17 protein-coding genes are annotated in these 13,509 nt (G+C 72.2%); 14 read left to right on the top strand and 3 right to left on the bottom strand.

Features of this window, described 5'->3' with window-relative positions:
• Positions 1-37: 37 nt before the first annotated feature.
• The 8 genes from ffh (at position 38) to ACZ5UI_RS04190 (ending at position 5,035) form a co-directional block, all read left to right on the top strand.
• Positions 38-1,378, top strand: a complete 1,341-nt coding sequence (ffh, locus tag ACZ5UI_RS04155; protein WP_464194520.1) for a signal recognition particle protein — start codon at positions 38-40, stop codon at positions 1,376-1,378.
• Positions 1,379-1,402: 24 nt separating this feature from the next.
• On the top strand, positions 1,403-1,642 hold the full coding sequence (gene rpsP, locus ACZ5UI_RS04160; protein WP_464194522.1) for a 30S ribosomal protein S16: 240 nt from the start codon (positions 1,403-1,405) through the stop codon (positions 1,640-1,642).
• A gap of 12 nt (positions 1,643-1,654) precedes the next feature.
• Positions 1,655-1,888 carry a KH domain-containing protein gene (locus ACZ5UI_RS04165; protein WP_464194524.1) on the top strand — a complete coding sequence of 78 codons (234 nt, stop codon included), beginning with the start codon at positions 1,655-1,657 and terminating at the stop codon, positions 1,886-1,888.
• A gap of 55 nt (positions 1,889-1,943) precedes the next feature.
• Complete coding sequence (rimM, locus tag ACZ5UI_RS04170; RefSeq protein ID WP_464194526.1) at positions 1,944-2,369, top strand: ribosome maturation factor RimM; 426 nt, start codon at positions 1,944-1,946, stop codon at positions 2,367-2,369.
• An 8-nt stretch (positions 2,370-2,377) separates the two neighbouring features.
• A complete protein-coding gene (trmD, locus tag ACZ5UI_RS04175) occupies positions 2,378-3,055 on the top strand; it encodes a tRNA (guanosine(37)-N1)-methyltransferase TrmD (protein ID WP_464194528.1) in 678 nt (225 codons plus the stop codon).
• A 96-nt stretch (positions 3,056-3,151) separates the two neighbouring features.
• Positions 3,152-3,757, top strand: a complete 606-nt coding sequence (gene rplS / locus ACZ5UI_RS04180) for a 50S ribosomal protein L19 (protein WP_464194530.1) — start codon at positions 3,152-3,154, stop codon at positions 3,755-3,757.
• Positions 3,754-4,386 (top strand): signal peptidase I, encoded by a 633-nt coding sequence (lepB, locus tag ACZ5UI_RS04185; RefSeq protein ID WP_464194532.1) that lies wholly within the window; start codon positions 3,754-3,756, stop codon positions 4,384-4,386. Before rplS ends, lepB begins: the two co-directional genes overlap by 4 nt.
• On the top strand, positions 4,337-5,035 hold the full coding sequence (locus tag ACZ5UI_RS04190; RefSeq protein ID WP_464194534.1) for a ribonuclease HII: 699 nt from the start codon (positions 4,337-4,339) through the stop codon (positions 5,033-5,035). The genes lepB and ACZ5UI_RS04190 overlap by 50 nt, the downstream gene beginning before the upstream one ends.
• Positions 5,036-5,049: 14 nt before the next feature.
• Here ACZ5UI_RS04190 and ACZ5UI_RS04195 read toward each other — a convergent pair whose 3' ends face one another.
• Positions 5,050-5,418, bottom strand: a complete 369-nt coding sequence (locus tag ACZ5UI_RS04195; RefSeq protein WP_464194536.1) for a YraN family protein — start codon at positions 5,416-5,418, stop codon at positions 5,050-5,052.
• A gap of 178 nt (positions 5,419-5,596) precedes the next feature.
• Between ACZ5UI_RS04195 and ACZ5UI_RS04200 the strand changes: the two genes are divergently transcribed.
• The 6 genes from ACZ5UI_RS04200 (at position 5,597) to ilvD (ending at position 11,692) form a co-directional block, all read left to right on the top strand.
• Positions 5,597-7,117, top strand: a complete 1,521-nt coding sequence (locus tag ACZ5UI_RS04200) for a YifB family Mg chelatase-like AAA ATPase (protein ID WP_464194538.1) — start codon at positions 5,597-5,599, stop codon at positions 7,115-7,117.
• Positions 7,114-8,262: a DNA-processing protein DprA gene (dprA, locus tag ACZ5UI_RS04205; protein ID WP_464194540.1), complete on the top strand. Its 1,149-nt coding sequence runs from the start codon at positions 7,114-7,116 to the stop codon at positions 8,260-8,262. Before ACZ5UI_RS04200 ends, dprA begins: the two co-directional genes overlap by 4 nt.
• A 16-nt stretch (positions 8,263-8,278) precedes the next feature.
• Positions 8,279-9,103, top strand: a complete 825-nt coding sequence (gene thiD, locus ACZ5UI_RS04210; protein ID WP_464194542.1) for a bifunctional hydroxymethylpyrimidine kinase/phosphomethylpyrimidine kinase — start codon at positions 8,279-8,281, stop codon at positions 9,101-9,103.
• 71 nt (positions 9,104-9,174) lie between these two features.
• On the top strand, positions 9,175-9,366 hold the full coding sequence (locus ACZ5UI_RS04215; RefSeq protein WP_464194544.1) for a hypothetical protein: 192 nt from the start codon (positions 9,175-9,177) through the stop codon (positions 9,364-9,366).
• A 14-nt stretch (positions 9,367-9,380) separates the two neighbouring features.
• A complete protein-coding gene (locus ACZ5UI_RS04220; RefSeq protein ID WP_464194546.1) occupies positions 9,381-10,007 on the top strand; it encodes a hypothetical protein in 627 nt (208 codons plus the stop codon).
• A complete protein-coding gene (ilvD, locus tag ACZ5UI_RS04225; protein ID WP_464194548.1) occupies positions 10,004-11,692 on the top strand; it encodes a dihydroxy-acid dehydratase in 1,689 nt (562 codons plus the stop codon). Before ACZ5UI_RS04220 ends, ilvD begins: the two co-directional genes overlap by 4 nt.
• Here the strand turns inward: ilvD and ACZ5UI_RS04230 are convergent.
• Both ACZ5UI_RS04230 and ACZ5UI_RS04235 read right to left on the bottom strand, forming a co-directional pair.
• Entirely contained in the window at positions 11,679-12,575 is an 897-nt protein-coding gene (locus ACZ5UI_RS04230) for an alpha/beta fold hydrolase (protein WP_464194550.1), read from the bottom strand. The two genes, ilvD and ACZ5UI_RS04230, sit on opposite strands and share 14 nt — an antisense overlap.
• Positions 12,572-13,483 carry an alpha/beta fold hydrolase gene (locus ACZ5UI_RS04235; RefSeq protein ID WP_464194552.1) on the bottom strand — a complete coding sequence of 304 codons (912 nt, stop codon included), beginning with the start codon at positions 13,481-13,483 and terminating at the stop codon, positions 12,572-12,574. Before ACZ5UI_RS04235 ends, ACZ5UI_RS04230 begins: the two co-directional genes overlap by 4 nt.
• Positions 13,484-13,509: the final 26 nt, after the last annotated feature.

Genomic DNA, 13,509 nt, shown 5'->3' on the forward strand with positions numbered 1-13,509 from the left:
ATCGCGCCCATACGGCTAGCTCTACTCTTGGTCCTCCGTGTTCGACGCCCTTTCCGAGAAGCTGCAGGCGACCCTGTCCGATGTGCGTGCCCGCGGCACGCTGACCGAGGACGACGTCAACAAGGCGATGCGGGAGATCCGCCTCGCGCTGCTCGAGGCCGACGTCAACTTCAAGGTCGTCAAGTCGTTCACCGCCAAGGTCAAGGAGCGTGCGCTCGGCGCCGACGTCCTGGGCCAGCTCAACCCCGGCCAGCAGGTCGTCAAGATCGTCAACGACGAGCTGGCCGATCTGATGGGCGGCGCCGCGGCGGGCATCACCTTCTCGCCGCGCCCGCCGACCGTGATCCTGATGGCCGGCCTGCAGGGCTCGGGCAAGACGACCGCCACGGCCAAGCTGGCCAAGCTCCTGGCCAAGGAGAACGGCTCCTCGGTCGCCGTCGCCGCGTGCGACGTGTATCGCCCGGCCGCGGTGGACCAGCTCATCAAGGTCGGCGCGCAGGCAGGCGCGACCGTCTACGAGCAGGGCACCGACAAGGACCCGGTGGACATCGCCGGCTGGGCGCTGGACCGGGCCAAGCAGGACGGCAAGGACGTCCTGATCGTCGACACCGCCGGCCGCCTGCACATCGACGGCGAGCTGATGGACGAGCTGGTGCGCATCCGCAAGGTCGTCAAGCCGCACTCGATCCTCCTCGTCGTCGACGCGATGACCGGGCAGGACGCCGTCAACGTCGCCGAGCAGTTCGCCGAGGCCGTCCAGTTCGACGGCGTCGTCATGTCCAAGCTCGACGGCGACGCCCGCGGCGGCGCCGCGCTGTCGGTCAAGGCGGTCACCGGCAAGCCCATCCTGTTCGCGTCCACGGGCGAGAAGCTCGACCAGTTCGAGCGGTTCCACCCGGATCGCATGGCCCAGCGAATCCTCGGCATGGGCGACGTGATGTCGCTCATCGAGAAGGCCCAGGACCAGTTCGACGAAGATCAGGCCAAGGACCTCGAGCGCCGCATGCGCAAGGGCGAGTTCACCCTCGAGGACTTCCTGTCCCAGCTGAAGATGATGCGGAAGATGGGCCCGTTGCAGTCGCTGCTGGGGATGATCCCGGGCTTCGCCGGCAACCAGCTCAAGAACGTCAAGGTCGACGAGCGCGAGATCGACCGCATCCAGGCGATCATCCTGTCGATGACCACCGAGGAGCGCCGCCGGCCTGACGTGATCAACGGCTCGCGCCGTCTGCGCATCGCCAAGGGCTCGGGCACGTCGGTGCAGCAGGTCAACGGCCTGATCAAGCAGTTCGGCCAGATGAAGAAGGTCATGCAGCAGCTCGGACGCGGCAAGATGCCCGACCTCGGCGCGATGATGCGCCAAGGCGGGGGCCGGTAGCGACCCGCTACGCTCTAGCGCTCTATGGTTCGACTTCGACTCACCCGCATCGGCGGGAAGAAGGACCCCGTCTGGCGCGTCGTCGTCGCCGACCAGCGGTCCCCCCGTGACGGCCGCGTGATCGAGACCGTCGGTCACTACAACGCGCAGACCGAGCCGTCGACGATCGTGCTCGACGAAGAGCGCATCAAGGCCTGGCTCGACCGCGGCGCTCAGCCGACGAACACGGTGCGCAAGCTCATGCGCATCCAAGGCATCGCCTAACCCACTCGATCGATGAAGGAGTTGCTCGAGGAGCTCGCCCGCCGACTCGTGGACGAGCCCGAGGGTGTGTCGGTCGAGCAGTTCGAAGAGGACGACGGCACCGTCGTCCTCGAGCTTGCCGTCGCGGATGACGACTACGGCAAGGTCATCGGCCGCGGTGGGCGCACGGCAAACGCGCTGCGCACGGTCGTCAAGGCCGCCGCGGTGAGAGAAAACCGCCGCGTCCTCGTTGACATCGTCGAGTGAGCTTCTCACGGTCGGCGTCGTCGGCCGGCCCCACGGCCTGGACGGCTCGTTCCACGTGTCGCGTCCCCGCGCCGAGCTGCTCGAGCTCGGCGCCGAGGTGACGGTCGACGGCGTCCAGCGCACGGTCGTCCGGCGCTCCGGCACCCCACAGCGACCGATCCTGCGCTTGTCCGGTGCCACGGACCGCACCGCGGCCGAGGCGCTGCGCGGCCACGACCTGCGTGTCCCGCGCGCCCGCGCCGCCCCGCTCGATGCCGACGAGTACTGGGCCACCGACCTGGAAGGCTCGATCGTCGTCGACGGTGATCGGCGCGTCGGCGTCGTCCGGCGCCTGCTGGCGTACCCCTCGTGCGAGCTGCTGGAGGTCGAGCGCGACGGCGCCTCGACGCTGCTCGTGCCGCTCGTGCGTGACGCGGTCCGCACGGTGGACGTCGCGGCCCGCACGATCGACGTCGATCTGACCTTCCTCGGCGAGGCGTAGGCGTGGCGATGGACATCGACGTCTTCACGCTGTTCCCGGACTGGTTCGACTGGTTTCGCACCCAGCGCCACGTCCGCAACGCCAGCGAGGGCGGCACCAGGCTGACCTGCGTGAACCCGCGGGACTTCACGACCCTGTCGGGTCGTCAGGTGGATGACACCCCGTTCGGCGGCGGCGCCGGGATGGTGTTGCGCGTCGACGTGATGGAGCAGGCGCTGGCCGGCCACTACGGCGTCGAGGACGCGACCACGGTGCGCGAGCAGCGCCGCGTCATCGCGCTGACCCCTGGCGGGCGCACGCTCGACGACGCCTACGTCAACGAGCTGGTCGCGGAACCCGCGATCACCTTCCTGTGCGGACGCTACGAGGGCTTCGACGAGCGGATCGTCCAGTACCTGGCCAGCGACACGCTGAGCGTCGGGCGGTACGTGCTCAGCGGCGGTGAGCTGGCCGCGATGGTGGCCTGCGATGCGGTCATCCGCAAGCTTCCGGGCGCGCTCGGCCACGAGGACTCCGCCGCGGAGGAGTCGTTCTCCGAAGCGCTGGGCGGCAATCCGGAGTACCCGCACTACACGCGGCCCGCGGAGTGGCGTGGCCATGCGGTCCCGGACGTCCTGCTGTCGGGCAACCACGCCCATGTGCGCCAGTGGCGACGCGATCGCAGCCGCGAGCGCGGCGGCAGCTGAGCGGCGTCCCGCGGCGAACTCGATCCCGGCTCCGCTACCATGGGCGATCCGCCGGGTCGGTCCATGCCAACAACCACGGCCTGCGCGAATCTCTTCATGTCTACCGTCATCGAAAGCCTCGAGCGCGCTCAGCTGCGCCGGGTCCCCAACTTCCAGGCCGGCGACCGCGTCCGCGTCCACTTCCAGGTGATCGAGGGCACGCGCCGCCGCACCCAGGTGTTCGAGGGTGTCGTCATCAAGCGCCAGGGTCACGGCGTCCGCGAGACCTTCACCGTGCGCAAGCAGTCGTTCGGCGTGGGTGTCGAGCGCACGTTCCCCGTGCACTCGCCCAAGATCGAGCGCATCGAGATCTCCGCCCGCGGTGACGTCCGTCGCGCGAAGCTCTACTACCTGCGCGATCGCGTCGGCAAGCGGGCCCGCGTGCGCGAGCGTCGCTACGTCGGCCCGGAGCAGGTCGTCGAGCCGGGTCTGCTTCATGACCCGGTCGCCGCGGCCGAGGCGGAGGCGGCAGCTGCCGCCGAGACCGGTGCGATCGACGCCGAGGGCGTCAGCGCCGACGAGGCCATCGCGGCCGAGCCGGAAGCCGTCGAGACGCCGGCCGAGGTCGCGACGGAGACCGTGGAGCCCGATGCCGAGGCGTCCGCGGAGCCTGCTGCCGAGGCGGCCCCTGAGGCCGACACGGCGGCCGACGAGAAGGCGTGAGCACGAGCGCCAAGAAGAAGAAGCGCGAGCCCTGGTCGGGCGCGTGGTTCCTCGAACTGGCGATCATCATTGCGGTAGCGCTCGGCCTTGCGCTGGGCATCCAGGCCTTCCTGGTCAAGCCGTATCGCATTCCCTCTCCGTCGATGGTTCCGACGCTCGAGGTCGGCCAGCGCGTGCTGGTCAACCGCATCGGCAACAACTTCGGCGATCCGTCGGTCGGCGAGATCCTCGTGTTCCACCCGCCCAAGGGGGCGGAGTCGGACACGTGCGGCGATCCTGAGGCCGGTCGCGGGACCGAGAGGCCCTGCGACAAGCCGACCGCGCAGAAGCTCGACACGAACTACATCAAGCGCGTCGTCGCCGGGCCCGGGGACAAGATCGCGATCGAGAACGGTCACGTGATCCTCAACGGCAAGCGCCAGGACGAGCCGTTCATCAACGAATGCGGCGTGGGCGGCGACTGCACCTTCATGGACGAGATCACGGTTCCGCCCGACCACTGGTTCATGATGGGCGACAACCGTGGAGAGTCCGACGACAGCCGCTTCTGGGGGCCCGTCCCCCGAGACTGGATCATCGGTGGCGCCTTCGCGACGTACTGGCCGCCAGACCGCATCGGGCTCCTCTAAGCGCACTCCGGCCAAGCGTGGCCGGCGGCTGTTCCAGCACGATCGCCGCTTCGAGCGGCGCTTCGTCGCGGGCGCGGATGAGGCCGGTCGCGGTTGCCTGGCCGGCCCGCTCGTGGCTGCCGCGGTGCTGTTCGACCTGGAGCGCCTGCGCCCGTCGGACGTCCGCGCGCTCTCGCTGCTGAACGACTCCAAGCAGCACAGCCACGAGGCGCGCGAGGAGCTCTACCCGCGGGTCATGCGCATCGCCACGCGTGTCCACGTCGTGTCGCGCTGCGCCGGCGGGATCGACCAGCGCGGGCTGCATCGCACGAACCTCGCGGCGCTGCGCGACGCGCTGCGCGGGGTGGCCGTGCCCGGGTGCCTGTGCCTGAGCGACGGCTTCTCCCTGGGCGCGGACTTCGAGCTGGAGTGCCGGCACATCGTTGACGGCGATGCCACCAGCGCCGCGATCGCGGCGGCCTCCATCGTCGCCAAGGTCTCGCGCGACCGCTTCATGCACCGCGCCGCGCACACGCATCCCGGCTGGGGCTTCGACGAGCACGTCGGCTACTCCACGCCCGAGCATCGTGAGGCGATCCAGCGGCTTGGCGTCTCGCCGCTGCACCGACTGTCGTTCCAGTCGGCCGCGTACCAGCAGCTCGCGCTGTAGGAGTCCGATCCTCATCAGAACGCGCCCTCGAGATGGTCGAGGCGCACGAGGCGGCCCTGGCCGTCGATGACGATCCCGATCGCGTCGAAGCGCAGCTCCGCGGAACGCGGTCGGTCCGTGGTCTCGGCCAACCAGGCGCTGGCCATGCGCCGCACCTGTCGGCGCTTGGTCTCGCCCAGCGCGTCCCACGGCGTTCCCGAGCCGGCCCGCCGTGTCTTGACCTCGGCGAAGACCAACGTGTGGCCGTCGTAGCCGATCAGGTCGAGCTCGCCGAAGCGCGTGCGGTGGTTGCGGGCGACCAGCGCGTACCCGCGGCGCTGCAGATGGGCGGCGGCGAGGTCCTCACCGAGGCGGCCGAGGCGGTGTCGGGGGTCGTCGGACATGCCCAGCGACCGTACGTGTGTTCGTGTTACGGCGGACCACCAGAGTGCGCCAGAAGGCGCACGAAAGTGCCACGACTTTGCGCAGCCCGGCCGGCCGCGGAAAGTCGTCGCGGTTTCGTGCGTGTTTCGTGGCTGATTGGTGGTGCGCCGTAACACGCGCCGATCTAGCGTCGCCGTCGTGCTTGCTCGTGCCACCACCTACTGCATCGACGGCCTCGAGTCGCGGCCCGTGGCCGTCGAGGTCGACGTCCGTCCGGGGCTGCCCGCGTTCGTCATCGTCGGACTCGGCGACCTGGCCGTGCGCGAGGCGCGCGAGCGGGTGCGCGGCGCGCTGCTGAACTCGGGCTTCGAGTTTCCGCTTCGACGCATCGTCGTGAACCTCGCGCCTGCGCATCTGCGCAAGAACGGGTCGGGGTTCGACCTGCCCATCGCCTGCGCGGTGCTCGCGGCCAGCGGGCAGGTCAGCGCGGAGGCGGTCGCTCGGCACGCGGTCTACGGCGAGCTGTCGCTGAGCGGGTCGGTGCGGGGCTGCCGCGGGACGCTCGCCGTGGCCCAGGCCGCGGCCCGCCACGGTCTGGACGGGTTGATCGTCGCCGGCGAGCGGGCGGCCGAGGCGGTGCTGGTCGGCGGGCTGGAGGTCGTGGCGATCGACAGCCTCAGCCAGCTGGCCCGTGTGTTGGGCGGCCTCGAGCCGGCGCCGGAGATCCCGCACGCGCCGGCGCCCGAGCGCGACGACACGCCGGACCTGGCCGACGTCCTCGGTCAGCGCGCTGCGGTAGAGGCGCTGACGATCGCCGCGGCGGGCGGGCACAACCTGCTCATGCAGGGACCGCCGGGAACGGGGAAGACGATGCTGGCCCGCCGGATCGCGGGCGTCCTGCCGGCGCTGACCGAGGAGGAGGCGATCGAGGTCACGCGCATCCACTCCGTCGTCGGCGCGCGCTGGGGCGGTGGCTTGATCGCCGCCCGGCCGTTCCGCGCGCCGCACCACTCGATCTCGCCGTCCGGGCTCGTCGGCGGGGGGATCGGGCCGACACCCGGCGAGGCGACGCTCGCCCACCATGGGGTGCTGTTCCTGGACGAGCTGAGCGAGTTCCATCGCGGCACGCTGGAGGCGTTGCGTCAGCCCTTGGAGGACGGCCACGTGGCGATCGTCCGCGGGCAGCGCACGGCGATCTTCCCGACCCGCATGATGCTCGTGGCGGCGACGAACCCGTGCCCGTGCGGCTTCGCCCCGGACGAGGCGCGCTGCCGCTGCACCGAGAGCGACCACGCGCGGCATCGCCGCCGGCTGAGCGGTCCGCTGCTCGATCGGCTCGACGTGGTCGTCGACGTCCAGCGCCCGACGGCGGCGCAGCTGGCCGGCGGGCCCACGACCGACTCCGCGACCGTTCGCGCGTCGGTGCTGGCCGCACGCGAGCGTCAGGCCGAACGCCTGGCGGGGACCGGGGTGAGCTGCAACGCCCACATGGACCCGTCGATGGTGCGGCGGCTCGTGCCGCTGGGGGCGCGGGCGCGCGACGTGCTGGCCCGCGCCTACGAGCGCGACTACGTCAGCGCCCGCGGGCACGACCGCATCCTGCGCGTGGCGCGGACGATCGCGGACATCAACGGACGGGCGCGCGTGGAGTCCGCGGACATCCTGCTGGCCATCAACCTGCGGCAGCTGCAGGTCTCCGACGCCCAGGCGGCCGCATGACCGTGCTCGCGTTGGTCGCATCCTCGGGACCCCACCCCGACACGGACCTGCCCTGCGGACCGTGCCTGCGGCGCACCTGGCTCGTGGGCGCGCTGGCCGGACGCATCGAGATCGCCCGCCACGCCCGCGGCGGGCGCATCCCGCTGCTGCTCGCGCTCGACGACGCCGGGTTGATGCAGGCGGCCTCGGCACCAGCGGCGGTGGGCGTGGCCTACCGGCGATTTCGGCGGGAGGAGGCGCTGGCGGCCCTGACGGCGACCGGGCTGACCGCCATCTGCCGCCACGACCCGCGCTACCCGGCCACGCTGGCCGAGCTGCCCGATGCACCGGCGATGCTGCACGTCGCCGGCGACGTCGATCGGTTCGTCGCCCTGACCGCTCCCGGTCAGCCGGCCGTCGCGGTCGTCGGGGCGCGGCGGTCGTCCTCCTACGGTCTCGAGGTGGCGCGCGGGCTGGGCCGGGGGCTGGCCGTCGCCGACGTGACGGTGGTCAGCGGCATGGCCCTGGGCATCGACTCCGCCGCCCATGTGGGGGCGCTCGAGGGCGGCGCGAGCACGGTGGCGGTGCTGGCCTCCGGCGCCGAGCGGGCCTATCCGCCCAGCAAGCAGCGACTGCACCGCGACCTCCGCCGGTGCGCCGCGGTGATCTCCGAGCTGCCGCCGGGCAGCGCCGTGCACCGGTGGTGCTTCCCGGCGCGCAACCGGGTGATCGCCGCGCTGTCGCGGCTGACGGTGGTCGTCGAGGCGATGGAACGGTCGGGGTCGCTGATCACGGCCGAGTTCGCGCGGGATCTGGGCCGCGACGTGGGCGCGGTGCCCGGCCACGTCACGTCGCCGCTGGCGCGCGGGCCCAACGCGTTGCTGGCCGATGGCGCCCACGTCATCCGCCACGCCGAGGACGCGCTGGACGTCGCCTGTGGCGTGGGCGCGTGGCAGCGGCGCCGGCCGGCCGGCGCCGGCGTGCCCGCGCACCTGCGCGCGCTGCACGAGGCCCTGGCCGGCGGCGCGCAGACCGCGGACGCGCTGGCCGCCGCCGGCTTCCCGGTGACGGTCGCGCTGGCCGGGCTCGCCGAGCTCGAGCTCGCCGGGCACGTGCGGCGGGTGGTGGGCGGGCGCTACGAGCCGACGCTCGGGGAGCAGGCGTGACTACGCTGCGCGCCCCATGGCGATTCCCCGCGTCCTGTCCATCGCCGGTTCTGACTCCGGCGGGGGCGCCGGGATCCAGGCCGATCTCAAGGCGTTCGCGCGCTGCCGGGTGCACGGGATGACCGCGATCACGGCGATCACCGTGCAGAACACCGTCGAGGTGCGGGCGGTCGCGGCGGTCGCGCCGGAGATCATCCGCGGGCAGGTCGACGCGGTGGTCCAGGACATCGGCGTCGACGCGGTCAAGGTCGGGATGCTCGGCTCGGTGGCCACGATCGAGGCGGTCGCGGCGGCGCTGCGCGCGTTGCCGGCGGGGACGCCCGTGGTCGTCGATCCGGTGATGGTCTCCGAGTCGGGCGGGCGACTGCTGGAACCCGACGCCGAGCAGGCGCTGCGCGACCAGATCCTGCCGCTGGCCACCGTGGTCACGCCCAACGTGGCCGAGGCGCGGGTGCTGGCCCGGGCGCCGAGGACCGATGCGCCGCTGGACGATGCGGGCGCCGAGGCGCTGGTGCGGGCGATCCACGCGCTCGGGCCGCGGGCGGTGGTGATCACCGGCGGCCATCGCGAGACGGTCAGCGACCTGCTGTTCGACGGGGAGACGCTGACCGTGATCCCGGGCGAGCACCACCCGGGCGGGGCGGCGCACGGATCGGGCTGTACGCACTCGTCGGTCCTGGCGGCGCGGCTGGCGCACGGCGACGCGCTGGTGGAGGCCGCGCGGACCGCGCGGCGGCTGGCGGGGGAGGCGGTGCGCGACGGGCTGCGCGACATCGGCCACGGTCCGGGTCCGGTCGACGTGCTCGGGTTGACGCGTGAACCCTTGGACCCTTTGTCATAATCGCGGCAAGGCGTATGCGGCTGCTCAGGATGAAGCCCGGTCACGGTGAGGTTCTCCTCGCTGAAGGTGACGTGGAAGTGCCCGATGAGGAGCGCGCGTTGATCGACGCCTTCCGCGAGCAGCTGGACCAGGGCATGTGGGCCGCGGTGCCCACGTCGGGGCGGTCCGGACGGCGACAGGCGCAGATGGTGCGCGACTTCGCCGAGGTGCCGCGTGACGCCGAGCGCGTGATCTTCTTCCCGAAGGCCTCCGGCGGCCGCTAGGCCGTCCCCGCGTCATGATCCTGGCCCTCTGCGCAGCCGGCATCGTGATCATCGCGCTGCTGTGGGAGGTGTCGTGGCCGACGATCTCCGAGGCGATCGAGCGCCACAAGGCGCGGCGGGCGCGGGTGCCCTCCTTCGACTACGACCCCGGTCGCGAGCGGCGGGCCGAGCAGCGCGCCCGTGAGCTGCTGCGCTCGTGCGTCAACGCCGAGGAATGGGACATGTACCGCGAGCTCGGGTTCATCCGGGTGTGGGGCACGATGTCCGACGGCCCGCGGCGCGGCGCGGCCCGTCAGCCGCTGGACGGCGCGCCGTACGCCTACCTGATCTACCCGCACAAGCCGATCGTGGCCTTCCTGCCCCAGACGCGGCGGCTGCTGAACGAGTACTGCGTCGAGTTCCCCGACCAGACGCGCCCGTACGGCTCGGCCCGCCTGCCCGACTCCGACGACGCGCTGGCCAAGTGGATGGCGCTGACCGGCGACGAGCGGCGGCTGATCTCCGAGTCCAACATGCACCTGCCCGGGCGCCAGGTCGATCCCAAGCAGGTCGCGCGGGATCTGTGGCGCCTGTCGGAGTGGGAGCGCCAGCGGGCCGCGCGCGAACGCCGCACCGGCCACGGCAGCGTCTCCGCTCCGTGAGCCCGCCGGACGCGTTCGACCTCAAGCACCGCTCGCGTGCGCTGACCGAAGGCCCGGAGCGGGCGGCGGCGCGCACCTACCTGAAGGGCATCGGCTTCGACGACGAGGCCCTGGGCAAGCCGATCATCGGCGTCGCCTCGACGTGGATCGAGGCGATGCCCTGCAACTTCCACCTGCGCGCGCTGGCCGCCAAGGTCAAGGAGGGCATCCGCGCGGCCGGCGGCACGCCGATGGAGTTCAACACGATCGCCATCTCCGACGGCATCACGATGGGCACGTCGGGCATGAAGACGTCGCTGATCAGCCGCGAGGTGATCGCCGACTCGATCGAGCTGACCGCGCGCGGCTACCTGTTCGACGCGGTCGTCGCGCTCAGCGGCTGCGACAAGACGATCCCCGGCACGGTGATGGCGCTGGCGCGGCTCGACGTCCCCAGCGTGATGCTCTACGGCGGCTCGATCCCGCCCGGCCGCTTCCAGGGCCAGGACGTGTCGATCATGGAGGTCTTCGAGGCGGTCGGGAAGGTCGCCGCCGGCACGATGACCCCGGAGGAGCTCAACGAGCTGGAGTCCGTCGCCTCGCCCGGTGCCGGCGCCTGCGGCGGTCACTTCACCGCCAACACGATGGCGATGGCCTTCGAGATGATGGGCATCAGCGCGATGGGCCCGTCCGGCGTGCCCGCCCAGGAGGCCAGCAAGGCCCAGGTGGCCTACGACACCGGCGTGCTCGTGATGGACGTGCTGCGCCGCAACCTGCGCCCGCACGACCTGATCACCCGGCAGTCGATCGAGAACGCGATCGCCGCGATCACCGCCAGCGGCGGCTCGACCAACGGCGTGCTGCACCTGCTGGCCGTCGCCCACGAGATGGGCGTCGAGCTGGACATCGACGACTTCGACCGCATCTCGGAGTCCACGCCGCTGATCTGCGACCTCAGCCCCGGCGGCCGCTACAACGCCGTCGACATGTACCAGGCCGGCGGCACCGCGGTCCTGGCCAAGCGCCTGGACGAGCTCGGGGTCCTGCACCGCGACACGCCGTCGGTGCTGGGCTCGACGATCGGCGCGTTGGCCGACGCCTCCGTCGAGACCGAGGGACAGGTGGTGATCCTCCCGCTCGACCAGCCGCTGAAGGCCACCGGCGGCCTGGCCATCCTGCGCGGCAACCTCGCGCCCGAAGGCTGCGTGGTCAAGCTGGCCGGCCACAAGCGCCGCAAGCACACCGGCCCGGCGCGCGTGTTCGAGGACGAGGGGCACGCGATGGAGGCCGTCACGCACCGCACCCTCAACGAAGGCGACATCGTCGTCATCCGCAACGAGGGCCCGGTGGGCGGCCCCGGCATGCGCGAGATGCTCGCGGTCACCGCCGCCATCAACGGGCTCGGCCTGGGGGACAGCGTCGCGCTGATCACCGACGGCCGCTTCTCGGGCGCCACCCACGGCTTCACCGTCGGCCACGTCTCACCCGAGGCGCACAAGGGCGGCCCGATCGCCGCCGTGCGCGAGGGCGACATGGTCACGATCGACGTCGACAACCGGCGCCTCGACGTCGACCTCTCCGACGCGGAGATCGCCGCCCGCGTGGCCGCCTACGACGCCCCGGTCAGCCCCGACAGCACGGGCGTCCTGGCCAAGTACGCCAAGCTCGTCTCGACCGCCTCGCGCGGCGCCGTCACGACGGCGTAGCGGCCGCCGGCACCGCGCCGGCCAGGAACTCGGTCAGCAGCGCGTTGAACTCGTCGGGCCGTTCGAGCATCGCCACGTGACCGGTGTCGTCCCACACGACCTTGCGCGCGTCGGGGATCAGCCGCGCGAACTCGTCGGCGTCGCGGACGGGAACGATCATGTCGTCGCGACCCCACACGATCAGCGTCGGGCAGGCGATCTCGGGCAGCCGGTCGCGGATCGGGTAGTCGCTGCAGGCGTCCAGCGCGGGCAGGAACCCCGGCGTGCCCAGCCCGGCGATCTGCTCGTAGGCCAGGGCGGGGGACAGGCTCTCCGGATGGCGGGCCACGAACCACATCGCCCGGCGCCGCAACGCGGGCCGGCGGGCCAGCCAGGCGGCCCGCGCGACGACGGCGCCGGTCAGGTAGGCCGACAGCGCCTCGGCCCGGTACAGCGCGCCCAGCAGCTGATCGGAGCGCTGCTTCTCCGACGTGATGCCCGCGGCCGACACGAGCACCAGCCGGTCGACGAGCGCCGGCTGCTGGATCGCCACCTCCGCCGCGATGAACCCGCCCATCGAGTTGCCCACCAGCGCCGCCGAGCGCACGCCGAGCGTCTCCAGCAGCGCCGCCAGCCAGCGGCCGTAGCCGGGGATCGAGATGTCCTCGCGGGGCATGGGGGACGCGCCGAAGCCGGGCAGGTCCATCGCGATCACGCGATGCCCGCTGTCGGCCAGCGGCACCAGGTTCTCCAGCCAGTTGGCCCAGCGGCCGCCCAGCCCGTGGACGAAGACCACCGGCGCCCCGTCCGGGTCGCCCAGCTCGATCACGTCGGCGGGCGCGCCGTCCACCTCGACCCAGCGCTGATGGGCGTGCCAGTCGACGCCCAGCCACTCGCCGCTCACGCGGCCTCCGAGGTGTCGTCCACGTCCTCGCCCGGCTGCTCGTCGAGGAAGTCGATCGTCAGCTGGTTGAAGCGATCGGGCTCCTCCATCATCGGGACGTGGCCCGTGTCCTCGAAGACGACGATGCGCGAGTCGGGGATCAGCCGGGCGAACTCCTCGGCCGAGGACGGCGGCACGATGCGGTCGCGGTCGCCCCACACGATCAGCGTCGGGCAGGCGATCTCGGGCAGCCGGTCGCGGAAGTCGTAGCGGGCGATCTCCGCCGCGGCGCGTCCCGCGCCCGGCTTGGCCCCCGAGGCCAGCGTGTTCTCGTAGAACAGGCGCGGGTCGATCAGCTCCGGATGCGGGGACAGCAGCGTGAAGCCCAGGCGCCGCAGCCGCCGGCGGCGGGCGACGCGCTCGGTGCGGGCGGCCTCCGGCGTCAGCAGCGGTCCGACGCGGCCGATCACCGTCTCGGAGTAGCGGGCCATGACCGCCAGCGGAAAGCCGATGTACTTCGTGGCCACGCCCGCCGCGGAGACCAGCTCGAGCCGCTCGACGCGGTGGGGGAACTGGATCGCCAGCTCGGCGCCCACGAAGCCGCCCATCGAGTTGCCCACGACGGCCGCGGCGCTGACCTCCAGCTGGGCCAGCAGCGCGTCGACGATGCGGGCGTACCCGGACATGGTGATCGGCTCGACCGGGAGCGGCGAGGCGCCGAAGCCTGGGAGATCCAGGGCGATCACGCGGCGTCCGGACGCGGCCAGGACCGGGATCTGCTCGAGCCAGTTCTGCCAGGCCCCCGAGTGCCCGTGGATCAGGACCACGGGGTCGCCGGAGCCCAGTTCGACGACGTTGACCGGCGCGCCGGCGACCTCGACCCAGCGGGTGTGCTGCGCCCAATCGACGTCCAGCCAGGAGCCGCTCATACGCGCTTCTAGAATACGCCCTGGGA

This window comes from Conexibacter sp. JCM 18997 (assembly GCF_055391915.1).

What these genes read in the sequence shown, in the direction of transcription:
- rpsP (WP_464194522.1), top strand. Translation starts at nt 1,403, where the DNA reads ATGGTTCGACTTCGACTCACCCGCATCGGCGGGAAGAAGGACCCCGTC.
- ACZ5UI_RS04165 (WP_464194524.1), top strand. Translation starts at nt 1,655, where the DNA reads ATGAAGGAGTTGCTCGAGGAGCTCGCCCGCCGACTCGTGGACGAGCCC.
- trmD (WP_464194528.1), top strand. Translation starts at nt 2,378, where the DNA reads ATGGACATCGACGTCTTCACGCTGTTCCCGGACTGGTTCGACTGGTTT.
- rplS (WP_464194530.1), top strand. Translation starts at nt 3,152, where the DNA reads ATGTCTACCGTCATCGAAAGCCTCGAGCGCGCTCAGCTGCGCCGGGTC.
- ACZ5UI_RS04195 (WP_464194536.1), bottom strand. Translation starts at nt 5,418, where the DNA reads ATGTCCGACGACCCCCGACACCGCCTCGGCCGCCTCGGTGAGGACCTC.
- dprA (WP_464194540.1), top strand. Translation starts at nt 7,114, where the DNA reads ATGACCGTGCTCGCGTTGGTCGCATCCTCGGGACCCCACCCCGACACG.
- thiD (WP_464194542.1), top strand. Translation starts at nt 8,279, where the DNA reads ATGGCGATTCCCCGCGTCCTGTCCATCGCCGGTTCTGACTCCGGCGGG.
- ACZ5UI_RS04220 (WP_464194546.1), top strand. Translation starts at nt 9,381, where the DNA reads ATGATCCTGGCCCTCTGCGCAGCCGGCATCGTGATCATCGCGCTGCTG.
- ACZ5UI_RS04235 (WP_464194552.1), bottom strand. Translation starts at nt 13,483, where the DNA reads ATGAGCGGCTCCTGGCTGGACGTCGATTGGGCGCAGCACACCCGCTGG.